The 11,535-nt window shown below is 66.7% G+C and carries 11 protein-coding genes; 2 read left to right on the top strand and 9 right to left on the bottom strand.

The annotated features are described in order from the left end of the window. Positions 1-36: 36 nt before the first annotated feature. On the top strand, positions 37-1,272 hold the full coding sequence (locus DX905_RS09290; protein WP_116091098.1) for a NupC/NupG family nucleoside CNT transporter: 1,236 nt from the start codon (positions 37-39) through the stop codon (positions 1,270-1,272). A gap of 9 nt (positions 1,273-1,281) precedes the next feature. Here DX905_RS09290 and DX905_RS09285 read toward each other — a convergent pair whose 3' ends face one another. From DX905_RS09285 to argH, 6 genes are read right to left on the bottom strand one after another with little or no spacing between them, the layout of a single operon-like run. Further along, positions 1,282-2,247: a zinc transporter ZntB gene (locus DX905_RS09285; RefSeq protein WP_116091097.1), complete on the bottom strand. Its 966-nt coding sequence runs from the start codon at positions 2,245-2,247 to the stop codon at positions 1,282-1,284. Continuing rightward, positions 2,244-2,972, bottom strand: a complete 729-nt coding sequence (locus tag DX905_RS09280) for a precorrin-2 dehydrogenase/sirohydrochlorin ferrochelatase family protein (RefSeq protein WP_240320799.1) — start codon at positions 2,970-2,972, stop codon at positions 2,244-2,246. The genes DX905_RS09285 and DX905_RS09280 overlap by 4 nt, the downstream gene beginning before the upstream one ends. Before the next feature lie 28 nt (positions 2,973-3,000). Further along, complete coding sequence (gene galU / locus DX905_RS09275) at positions 3,001-3,873, bottom strand: UTP--glucose-1-phosphate uridylyltransferase GalU (protein ID WP_205412231.1); 873 nt, start codon at positions 3,871-3,873, stop codon at positions 3,001-3,003. A 7-nt stretch (positions 3,874-3,880) separates the two neighbouring features. Then, positions 3,881-5,140, bottom strand: a complete 1,260-nt coding sequence (gene lysA, locus DX905_RS09270; RefSeq protein ID WP_116091096.1) for a diaminopimelate decarboxylase — start codon at positions 5,138-5,140, stop codon at positions 3,881-3,883. Beyond that, positions 5,141-5,377, bottom strand: a complete 237-nt coding sequence (locus tag DX905_RS09265; RefSeq protein WP_116091095.1) for a flagellar basal body L-ring protein FlgH — start codon at positions 5,375-5,377, stop codon at positions 5,141-5,143. After that, positions 5,374-6,738, bottom strand: a complete 1,365-nt coding sequence (gene argH / locus DX905_RS09260; RefSeq protein ID WP_116091094.1) for an argininosuccinate lyase — start codon at positions 6,736-6,738, stop codon at positions 5,374-5,376. The genes DX905_RS09265 and argH overlap by 4 nt, the downstream gene beginning before the upstream one ends. Before the next feature lie 16 nt (positions 6,739-6,754). Between argH and DX905_RS09255 the strand changes: the two genes are divergently transcribed. After that, positions 6,755-7,315 carry a TlpA family protein disulfide reductase gene (locus DX905_RS09255; protein WP_240320798.1) on the top strand — a complete coding sequence of 187 codons (561 nt, stop codon included), beginning with the start codon at positions 6,755-6,757 and terminating at the stop codon, positions 7,313-7,315. A 179-nt stretch (positions 7,316-7,494) separates the two neighbouring features. On the opposite strand, the gene DX905_RS09250 is transcribed toward DX905_RS09255, so the two are convergent. The 3 genes from DX905_RS09250 to DX905_RS09240 all read right to left on the bottom strand — a co-directional run bounded on the left by DX905_RS09250 (position 7,495) and on the right by DX905_RS09240 (position 11,389). Next, positions 7,495-8,253, bottom strand: a complete 759-nt coding sequence (locus tag DX905_RS09250; protein ID WP_116092449.1) for a glutaminyl-peptide cyclotransferase — start codon at positions 8,251-8,253, stop codon at positions 7,495-7,497. Further along, on the bottom strand, positions 8,250-9,140 hold the full coding sequence (locus tag DX905_RS09245) for a DMT family transporter (RefSeq protein ID WP_205412230.1): 891 nt from the start codon (positions 9,138-9,140) through the stop codon (positions 8,250-8,252). Before DX905_RS09245 ends, DX905_RS09250 begins: the two co-directional genes overlap by 4 nt. 215 nt (positions 9,141-9,355) lie before the next feature. After that, positions 9,356-11,389, bottom strand: coding sequence for a M13 family metallopeptidase (locus DX905_RS09240; RefSeq protein ID WP_116091091.1), 2,034 nt, complete (start codon positions 11,387-11,389; stop codon positions 9,356-9,358). Between the last annotated feature and the right edge of the window lie 146 nt (positions 11,390-11,535).

Genomic DNA, 11,535 nt, shown 5'->3' with positions numbered 1-11,535 from the left:
ATCGTCACGCGTCGGCTTGAGGGGAAAGTAGCGCGCATGACCGGTCATCTGCTCAGCCTGGCGGGCATCGTCCTGATCCTGGCGGTGGCGTTCGCCTTGTCGTCGAACCGCCGCTGGATCCAGTTGCGCGTGGTCGGCGCGGCGTTTGCGTTACAGGTCGGGATCGCCGTGCTGGTGCTGTACGTGCCCGCCGGCCAGCGGGTGATCGCCGGCATGGCCGGCGGCGTGAGTGCGCTGCTCGGTTATGCGGGCGAGGGCACGGCGTTCCTGTTCGGGCCGTTCGCCGCCTCGCCGCTCGGGCAGAATTTCGCGCTGCAGGCACTGCCGGTGATCATCTTCTTCGCCAGCCTGGTGTCGATCCTCTATCATCTCGGCGTGATGCAGCGGATCGTGCGCTGGCTCGGCGGCGCGATCGAAGCGGTCGTCGGCATCAGCAAGGTCGAAAGCCTGTGCGCCGCCGCCAACATCTTCGTCGGCCAGTCGGAATCGCCGCTCGTGATCCGTCCCTATCTCGCCGGCTTGCGCCCCTCCCAGCTGTTCCAGGTGATGACGAGCGGCATGGCCGGCGTCGCCGGCACGATCCTCGCCGCTTATGCGTCGATGGGGATCCGGATCGAATATCTGCTCGCCGCCAGCTTCATGTCCGCGCCGGGCGCGATCCTGATGGCGAAGATGATGATGCCGGACGATCCGGCCGATCTCGATCTGCCGATCAACGAGATGGTCGACACCAGCCATGCGGACGAGGACGAAAAGCCCGCCAACGTCATCATGGCGGCCGCCCAGGGCGCGCAGCTCGGCGTACGGCTGGCGGTGATGGTCGGCGCGATGGTGTTCGCCTTCGTCGGGCTGGTCGCGCTCGCCAACGGTATCTTGTCGGGCGTGGGCCACTGGTTCGGGATCGCCGATCTGACCTTCCAGCATATGCTGGGCTATGTGTTCGCGCCGGTGATGTACCTGATCAGCGTGCCGTGGGATCAGGCCGGCGCCGCAGGCGGCCTGTTCGGCGAGAAGATCGTGCTCAACGAATTCGTCGCCTACATCCATCTCGGCAAGATCGCCTCGACGCTGAGCGCGCACAGCCAGGCGGTGGTGACCTTCGCCCTGTGCGGATTTGCCAATTTCAGTTCGATCGCGATCCAGATGGCGGTAACCGGCGGGCTCGCGCCCAATCAGCGGCCGATGATCGCCCGGCTCGGGCTCAAAGCGTTGCTGGCCGGCAGCCTCGCCAACCTGATGTCGGCGGCGCTGGCGGGGATTCTTATCTCCTGAACGCTAGCCCTACCGCCTGAACCAATGGGCGTAACCGAACCAGGCGGTGATGCCGCCGGCGATCGCTGCGCAGAAGCCCACCACGCCCCAGAAGGCCCAGGGCTCATGTGCCGCCGGGATGCCCTCGACATTCATCCCCAGCAGCCCGGTCAGGAACGTCAAGGGCAGGAAGATCAAGGCGACGATCGACAGCAGCAACGCACGATTTTCAATCTGTTCCGAGCGGAGGTCGGTCAACTGCTCGTGGATCAGCGCGGATCGCTCGCGCACCGCATCCAGCTCTTCGGCCATGCGCGCGAACCGGTCCGCCGCTTCGCGCAGGTGTAGCCGGTCGTCATCCTCCAGCCATGGCGCGTCGAGCTCCGCCAGCCGCGACAGGGCCTCGCGCTGCGGCGCGACGAAGCGGCGATAGACGATCGCGTCGGCGCGCGCCTCGGCGATCTTGCGGCGGGTTTCGTAGGCATGCTCCGGCGCGATGGCGAGTTCGCAATCGTCGACGAGGTCGCCGAGGTCGCTGATGACCGGGTCGACCCGCTTGGTGATGATCATGGCGAGATGCGAGATGAGATCACCGGGATCCTTGATCTCGCCGGCCACCATCTGCTCGCGCAGCACGTCGAGCCCGTCGAGCGGATGGAAGCTGACCGAGATAGCACGCCCCTGCTCGACCCAGGCGCGGATCGAAACCAGCCGGTCGTCCACCCCTTCCCCGCCCCCCGCGGCCGGGCCACGCAGGTTGATCAGCGCGCCCTGCTCGATCGCCTCGCTGCGCGGACGGGTTTCGGTCGCGGTCAGCGCGTAGATCACGGTGGTCGGCATGCCGCCGTGATCCTTCAGCCATTGCAGCGTATCCTGTTCCCGCCCGTCGAGATGGACCCAGACGAAGGCAGCCGGCACCGCGCGGCTGCACGCCGCGGCCGCATCGACCTCATGGCCCTTGCCGTCGGATTGCAGTTCGAGCGCCCAGTGGTTCATTGCGGTTTCCAGATGAGGTGGAGCGTGAGCCCCGGTGGCGGCGCCGCAGGCGGTTCGCCGACAACGCGCTCGGCGTCGGCGCGGGCCCGGTCGAGGATCGCATTCGGCACTTGCCGGTCATGATAGACATGATCGGCCAGCCCGAGCAGACGCGCCGCACGCAAGGTCAGCGCTTCGGGATCGCCCGAAACGACAACGACCTGCTCGCAGCGATCCCCACGGCGTTCGGCCGAGGCGATCGCGGCGGCGGGATCCATATGTTCCACCAGCGGATCGAGCGGCCCGCCGGCGGCGAGCAGCGCCCCGATCGCGCGCCGCCGTTCGTCGATCGCGGGAAAGCGATGGCGCAACCGCTCGCGCGCGCCGAACAGCGCCTCCGCCAGCCGCCCCAATCCGGCCGGCAACAAAGTTTCCAGCCGCTGGCGCAACGCCGCCGCCAGGCCGGCGGATGCGCCCCCCGTGCCGATCGCGATCAGCACCGGATCGCGATCGATGATGGCGGGCAAGGTGAAGTCGCACAGATCGGGCCGGTCGACCGCATTGACGAGGATACCGCGCGCCTTGAGCCGCGCCACCGCCGCTTCATCGTCCGCGGCGACGACCGCCAGCGACGCCTGCGCCTCTTCGCCGACCAGGATCGCCCCGGCCCGCTCCAGCAGCCGCGCTTTGGCATCGGCCATCGGCCTGGCGCCGACCAGGATGACCGGGCGCCCCTGCAGCCTCACGAAGATCGGCAGGCTGTGCGTAGCCGCCTCAGATCGATCGCACGTAAGCGCGGATCGTGTCGGCAATGTCCGGCCGTTCCAGTGCGAGCGCGATATTGGCGATGATGAAGCCGGCTTTCTCGCCGCAGTCGTGGCGGACGCCGTCAAACGTCTGGGCGTGGAAAGGCTGCTTGCCGATCAACTCCGCCATCGCATCGGTCAGCTGGATCTCGCCCCCCGCGCCCTTCTTGCCGGCCGACAATATGTCGAGCACCTCGGGCTGCAGGATATAGCGGCCGACCGCCGCCAGCCGCGACGGGGCGGTTCCCGCCTTGGGCTTCTCCACCAGGCCCCTGACCTCGGTGACGGCGCCCTCGCTCTCGCCTGGCGAAACGATGCCGTACCGGTCAGTATGCGCTTGCGGCACCTCGACCACAGCGATGACGTTGCCGCCTTTGGCTTCGTAGGTGTTGCACATCTGCGACAGACAAGGCCGCTGCGGATTCCACAGCAATTCGTCGGGCAGCAGCACCGCGAACGGCTCGTCGCCGATCAGCTGGCGGGCGCACCACACCGCATGGCCGAGGCCGGCCATCTGCTGCTGGCGCACGAAGGCGGCCTGGCCGGGCTCGAGCCGGGTCGGGCCCATCGCCTCCAAAATGGCATGTTTCGCCTTGGCGTTGAGGTCGTGTTCGATCTCGAACGCGCTGTCGAAATAATCCTCGATCGCATGTTTGCCGCGGCCGGTGACGAAGATCATCTGCTCGATCCCGGCGGCACGCGCCTCGTCGATCGCATATTGGATCAGCGGCCGGTCGACCACGGGCAGCAATTCCTTGGGCACCGCCTTGGTCGCGGGAAGAAAGCGCGTGCCGAAGCCCGCCACCGGAAACACCGCTTTGCGCACACGCTTGATGGTCATGCTGTCCTCAGAGCCAGGGTGGAAGGCGATCGGCCGCGATCAGGGCTTCGATCGGCTGGCGATCGCGGACAATTGCCCATTCCTCTCCCGAGACCATCGCTTCGGGCACGAGTCCCCGCGAATTATAGGTGTTGGCCATGGTGGCACCATAAGCGCCCGCGGTCATGAAGGCGACCAGGTCTCCGGCGGCAACTTGATCCATTTCCCGGGCGCGCGCGAACGTGTCGCCGGTTTCGCAGATCGGGCCGACGACATTGGCGACGAACTTTGCGCCGTTCGGCTCGACCGCGCGGATATTATGCCAGGCGTCGTACAGGCTCGGGCGCAGCAGGTCGTTCATGCCGGCATCCAGCACCACGAACGGGTAATTCTTCCCCTCCTTGATCCGGATCACCCGCGTCAGCATCACGCCGGCATTGCCGACGATCACCCGCCCGGGCTCGAAGATCAGGCGGACGTCCCAGCCCGCCGTGACCTCGCGCACCATCGCGCCATAATCGGCCGGGCTCGGCGGCACGGGGACCGCCGGATTATAGGGCACGCCCAGCCCGCCGCCCAAATCGGCGCTGTCGATCGCGTGCCCCGCCGCGCGCAAAGCGGCGATCAGCGCGCCGACGCGCTCGAACGCCGCACGGCTGGGCGCGAGATCGGTCAGCTGGCTGCCGATATGGACCGCGACGCCCACCGCCGCGATGCCGGGCATGGCCGCCGCGCGCGCATAGGCATCCGGCGCACGGTCATAGGCCACACCGAACTTGTCGTCGGCCCGGCCGGTCGAGATCTTGCTGTGCGTGCCCGCGTCGACATCCGGATTGACGCGGAAGGCGACCCTGGCGGTCACACCGCGCGCGGTGGCCACCTGCGACAACATCTCCGCCTCGGCCACCGATTCCAGATTGAACTGGCCGATCCCTTCATCGAGACCCAGCGCCATCTCCTCGGCGGTTTTGCCGACCCCGGAAAAGACGATCTTGGCGGCCGGTATTCCCGCCGCGAGCGCGCGCTTGAGCTCGCCGCCCGAAACCACATCGGCGCCGAGCCCGAGCGCGGCGAGCGTCGCCAGCACGGCGCGGTTGGGATTGGCCTTGACCGCGAACGCGATCAGCGGATCGTCGATCCCCGCGAGCGCCTCGCGGAACACGCGCACATGGCGCTCGATCGTCGCCGCCGAATAGACATAGATCGGCGTCCCCGCCTCGGCCGAGATCCGCGCCAGCGGCACGCCTTCGGCATGGAGCATGCCGTCCTTGAGCTCGAAATGATCCATCTATTTGGGCGGCAGATCGAACGGATCGTCGGCGCGGGGCTGCGACTTGGTCAGCAGCTCGTCGCTCCGGGTCGGCCGTACCGCCGCCGGCCGCTTCAGCAATTCGGTCGGTGTCGGCGCCACGGGCGACGTCGCGGGCTTGGGCGGGAGCGCCCCGCCGGCGGGCGGATGCAAAGTCTGCTCATTGCCGCACGCCGTGAGCAGCAGCAGGCCGACGAGGGGGATCGAACGCTTCATGCCGGCTTTCTAGCCTCGGCGATGCGCTTGCGCACCTGTTCAGGCGCCGTGCCGCCATGCGAGGTGCGGCTGGCGACCGAGGCGTCGACCGTCAGCACGCCGAACACGCGCGCGTCGATGCGCGGATCGATCGCCTGCAGCGCTTCCAGCGGCAGGGCAGCGAGCGCCACGCCTTCGCTTTCGGCGAGTTTCACCGCCCGGCCGGTGATGTGATGCGCCTCGCGGAACGGGATATTGCCCTCGCGCACCAGCCAGTCGGCGAAATCGGTCGCGGTCGAGAAGCCGGCTTCGGCCGCGGTCCGCATCCGCTCCGGCACGAACCGCGTCGTCTCGGCCATGCCGGTCATCGCCGCGATCGACAGCGCGAGCAGATCGTGCGCCTCGAACACCGGCGGCTTATCGTCCTGCATGTCCTTCGAATAAGCGAGTGGCAGCCCCTTCATCGTCATCGTCAGCGCGACCATGCAGCCGGCGATGCGGCCCGCATGGCCGCGCACCAGCTCGGCCGCGTCGGGGTTGCGCTTCTGCGGCATGATCGACGAGCCGGTCGAATAAGCGTCGGGCAATGCGATGAAGCCGAACGGCTGGCTCGCCCAGATCACGAACTCCTCCGCCATGCGCGAGAGGTGGAGCGAGCATTGTGTCGCCGCCATCAGATAATCGAGCGCGAAATCGCGGTCGGATACCGAATCAAGCGAATTGTCCGTCGGCCCGTCGAAGCCGAGCGCAGCCGCGGTCGCATGGCGGTCGATCGCGAAGCCGGTCCCGGCCAGCGCCGCGCTGCCGAGCGGCGAGCGGTTGAGCCGCGCGCGCGCATCGGCGAAGCGCGAGCGATCGCGCCCGATCATCGCGTGCCACGCCATCAGATGGTGGCCGAGCGTCACCGGCTGCGCGACCTGAAGATGGGTGAAGCCGGGCATGATCGTCGCGGCATGCTCCTCCGCGCGCGCCAGCAAAACCGCCTCGAATTCGTCCAGCCCGGCGAGCACCGCATCGATCGCGTCGCGTACCCACAGTTTGAAGTCGGTCGCGACCTGGTCGTTGCGCGAGCGCCCCGTGTGCAGCCGTCCCGCCGCCGGGCCGACCAGTTCGGCCAGCCGGCTTTCGACCGTCATGTGAATGTCCTCGAGCGTCAGATTCTCCGGCGGACCGTCGCGCTCATATTCGTCGGCGATCTGCGCCAGCCCCTGGTCGATCGCGGCAACATCGGCCGCATCGACGATGCCTTGCGCACCCAGCATCGCGACATGGGCACGGCTGGCGGCGATATCCTGCCGCCACAGGCGCTTGTCGAATGGGATCGAGGCGTTGATTTCGCGCATGATCGCGCTAGGCCCATCGGCGAACCTTCCGCCCCACATGGCATTGGAGTCCGACATGCGGCGTCTAGCCCTCGCTTCTCTCACGCTGCTGGCCGCGCTCGGCGGCTGCCATAAGCAAGCCGCCCCCGCGCCGCAAGCACAGGAGGCACCGACGCCTGCGGCCGCCCCTGCGCCGGCAGCGCCGGATATGTCCCTGAAGGGCAAGCCCATCCCCGAAGCCGAGATCAAGAATGATCAGGGCGCAACCGCCAAATTGTCCGATCTCAAGGGCAAGCCGCTGCTGGTAAATCTGTGGGCGACCTGGTGCGTGCCGTGCATCAAGGAGCTGCCGACGCTGGACGCGCTCGCCGCACGCGATGCCGCCAAGCTGCAGGTGATCGTCGTCAACGAGGATCTGGAGGGCCCGCGCGTGGTCACGCCCTTCCTCCAGAAGCGCCCGCTGAAAACGCTCAAGCCGTGGATGGACACCGGCAACGCGCTGATGATCCCGCTCAAGACGGCATCTTTGCCGACCACGATCCTGTACGATGCCAACGGCAGGGAAGTGTGGCGCGTTTCGCGCGACATGGACTGGACCAGCAAGGAGGCCGCGGCCTTGCTGGCGCAGGCTGGGTGATCGGAGATCTTCGATCGATTGCATTCATCATTGCGAGCCGATGATATAAAATGCGGGCCGCCGCTCGCGCATCGGCCTGGATTGCTTCGTCGCTACGCTCCTCGCAATGACGACAATATTTGCGGACATCACTCGCCGCGAGGCGAGCCAAAAGTTCGCGCCGGCTTTAGCGAAGGCTACTACCGTCCGCCCGGCAGCTTGATCTCGAACAAGGTCGGCCAGTTCTTGCCCGTCACGAACAACCGCCCGCTTTTCTTGTCGTAAGCGATGCCGTTCGGCACCGCGTCGTCATTGGCCACCTGCACCCGCGTCCACAACGCCGCCAGGTCGATCCACCCCTTCACCTTGCCGCTGTTCGGATCGATCCGGGCGATCAACGCCGTCTGCCACACGTTGGCGAGGATCTCGCCGCGGACATATTCGAGCTCGTTGAGCAACGCGACCGGCTGTCCCTCGGCGGTGACCGTCAGCCGCCGCGTCACCTTCATCGTCTTGGGATCGAGGAAGCGCAGCACCGGCGTGCCGTCGGACATGATGATCTGGCGCCCGTCCTGGGTCATTGCCCAGCCTTCGCCGCTATAGGTCCAATTGCCCGCCGCCTTCAGACCCGGCAAGGTCCAGATGAAGCCTTTGCCGCCGTGCCAGACGAAGCTGTACAGCCGGTTGCCCCAATCGACGATGCCCTCGCCGAACAAAGGGCGCGGGATGGTGATGCTCTGGACGATTCGCCCGGTCGCCAGCTCCTTCTTGCGGATGAAGCTCTGCCCCTCATAGCCGGTGCTCTCGTACAGCCAGCCGTCGCGGATCAGCAGGCCTTCGGTAAAAGCGCTCGTGTCATGCGGATAGGTCCGCACGACCTGCGCCTGCGTGACGGGCAGCGCCGCCGCCGCCGGCCAGCCAAGCAGGACGAGCATAAGGGACAGGATCCGGCATATCATCGCCACCGCCCTAACAGGCGACCGTCGATCGCCGCCAGCCCCATTGCGATCAGCCCCATTCCCGCAAAGTGGCGCGGCGCGAGGCTCTCGCCCAACAGGAATGTGCCGAGCAGGATTGCGGTGACCGGGATCAGGAAGGTCACGAGCAGCGAATTGGTCGCGCCCGCCGACGCCAGCAGCTTGAAATAGAGGATGTAGGCGATGGCGGTCGAGAAGAAGGCAAGTCCCGCCAGCGCCGCCCACGCTTCGGGCGCCGGCGCGGTCGCCTGCCATGGCGGCTCGAACAGCAGCACCAAGGGCAGGAGGAGGACGGCCGCCGCCGTAAGCGATCCGCGTGCGACCGCCACCGGCGGCACCCCCATCACCCGGAAGCGCCGCCCCCATATTCCGGCCAGCCCATAGGATAAGGTCGCCGCCAGACAGGCGAGCTGCGCCAGGACATTATCGCCGATCTGCCCAAGCAGGTCGGCACCGATCATGACGGCCACCCCGCCGAAGCCGAGCAGGACACCGGCGACCTTGGCGGGCGTCATCCGCTCGTCCTGTGTGAAGAGATGCGCGACGATCACGCCCCAGATCGGCGTGGTGGCGTTGAGGATCGAGGCCAGCCCGGACGGGATCGTCCGCTGCGCGAAGGCGAACAGGATGAACGGCAGGGCATTGTTGAGCAACGCCAGCAGGAACAGGGCCGGGACCGCACCGGTCGGCAGCGCCAGCCGGTCCCGGCGGAGCGCCCGCCACGCCCACAACAGGCCCGCGGCAAGGCTGACGCGCAACAACACCAACGTCAGCGGCGCGACCGAATGGATCGCAATGCCGATGAAGAAGAACGAACCGCCCCACAAGACCGACAGGATCAGCAGGATCGCCCAATCGGCGCGGCTCATCTGCCTGTGCATCACCCCACCATGACGAACGGCAAGCGGCAAGTCACCTCGCCGCTTGCGCTCAAAACCGCCGGCATTCGGGCACATCCTCCGTCACCCCGGACTTGTTCCGGGGTCCACTGTGCCTCGCGCGCATCCCTTCAGCTTCTTACGCGGCTCGCGCCGCCTGGTGGACCCCGGAACACGTCCGGGGTGACGCTAAGGGTGGACAACAATCACCAGACGTGGACGCGCTCTTCCGGCGGCAGATACAATTTGTCGCCCGGCTTGACGTTGAACGCCGCATACCAGGCGTCGACATTGCGCACGATGCCGTTGACCCGGAATTCGGCCGGGCTGTGCGGATCGGTCAGCAATTGCTGGCGCAACGCCCCCTCGCGGCGCTTGCTGCGCCACGCCTGGGCGAAGGCGAGGAAGAAGCGCTGGTCGCCGCTATAGCCGTCGATCACCTTGGGCTCGCCATGCTCCGCCACATAATGGCGATAGGCCTGGTACGAAGCCTCGAGCCCGCCGAGATCGCCGAGATTCTCGCCGAGCGTCAGCTGGCCGTTGATCTTGGTGCCGGGGATCGGCTCATAGCCATTATATTGGCCGACGAGGCGCTGAGCGCGGGCGGTATAGCTGTCGGACGTGCCCTTGCTCCACCAGTCGCGCAAATGGCCGCTGGCGTCGAACTTGCGGCCCTGATCATCGAAGCCATGGCCCATTTCATGGCCGATGATCGCGCCGATCTCGCCGTAATTCACCGCCGGGTCGGCGGCCGGATCGAAATAAGGCGGCTGCAGGATCGCGGCCGGGAAGGTGATCTGGTTCATCAGCGGGTTGTAATAAGCGTTCACCGTCTGCGGGGTCATCGTCCACAGCGAGCGATCGACCGGCTTGCCGAGCCGCGACAGTTCCAGCTTCCATTGGAAATCCTGCGCGTTGATCGCGTTGGCGAGCGGATCGCTCGGGCTGATCTGGATAGTGGAATAATCGATATATTTGACCGGGTGGCCGGTGCGCGGCTCGAACGCCGCCAATTTGGCGAGCGCTTCCTTGCGGGTCGCGTCGTCCATCCAGGTCGCGTGGCCGATCTTGTCGGCATAGGCGCTCCGCAGATTTTCGATCAGCTCCGCCATCTGGCGCTCGCTTTCCGGCGGATAATGGCGCGCGATATAGGCCTGGCCGACCGCCTCTCCCATCGCGCCGTTGACCATCTGCACGCCGCGCTTCCAGCGCTCGCGCTGTACCGGCACGTCATTCAGCGTGTGGCTGTAGAAATCGAAGCGCGCATCGTCGAACGCCTTGGGCAGTACCGAGGCATTGTCGCTCACGAAACGATAGGCGAGATACTCTCTCCACGTCGACAGTGGCACGTCGTCCAGTCGCTGGCCGGCGGCGGTAATCGCGCTGGTCTCGGCGGCGATCACCGTCGGTATGTTGCCGAGGCCCTGTACGTCGAGGAATAACGGCCAGTTGAACTGCGGCGCCAGCGCGGTGAGCTTGGCCCGATCCATCGGATGATAGATCGCCTGGATGTCGCGCCTTTTGGCCACGGGCCACTGATCGGTCGCGAGCCGCGTCTCGAGCGCGATGATGCGGTCGGCGCGCGCCTGCGCGTCGGCAAAGCCCGCAAGCTGCTGGATCTTGACGACATAAGCGCGATAGGCGGCGCGGATCGCGTCATATTTGGCGCCGGGCAGCAGATAATAATCGCGGTCCGGCAGGCCGAGATCGGCCTGGCCCGCAAAGGCGACATAGTGCGTCGGATCGGCGAAATCGGGAATGATGCCGACGCCGATCGGCGCCGCATAACCCGGCGTCGCGAACAGCCGGACCAGATCGTCGCGCGTCTTCACCGCATCGATCTTGGCGAGATACGGCTGAAGCGGACGCGTGCCCGCCGCGTCGATCGCCGCCTGATTCATCCACGCGCCGTAAAAGGCCCCGACCTTGCGATCGACGCCGCTGGCATTGGGGTCCTTGGCCAGCCCGTCGACGATGTCGCGCACGTCGATCTCGGCCTGGTCGGCGAGCACCACGCCCACGCCCGCGCTGGCCCGATCGGGCGCGAACTGCGTCGTGCGGTTCCACGTCCCATTGGCATAGGACCAGAAATCGTCGCCCGGTTTCACCGCTTTATCCATGCCGGGATAATCGACGCCCCAGGTACCGAACTTGGGCTGGGCGGCTTGTGCGGCCAGCGCGGGGGAGAGTGCAAGCACGAGCGCAACGAGCGCGACATTGCCCTTTAACGACATTTTCATGCGGAAACCTCGATAGGAAAGATGCGCCTTTCTATGGGGGCGGCGCGGCGCGCGCCAGTGGCGGTTGAACGCCGTTCCGACGCACCCTCACCGCCATTGCTCACGTGGCCCCAGCGGCGGGCGATCGAGCTTCATGGCTTGGTCGC

Source organism: Sphingomonas crusticola (genome assembly GCF_003391115.1).
Classification (GTDB): Bacteria; Pseudomonadota; Alphaproteobacteria; order Sphingomonadales; family Sphingomonadaceae; genus Sphingomonas_I; species Sphingomonas_I crusticola.
The sequence above is the reverse complement of the archived record's forward strand: the minus strand, read 5'-3'. Positions and strand labels throughout refer to the sequence as shown.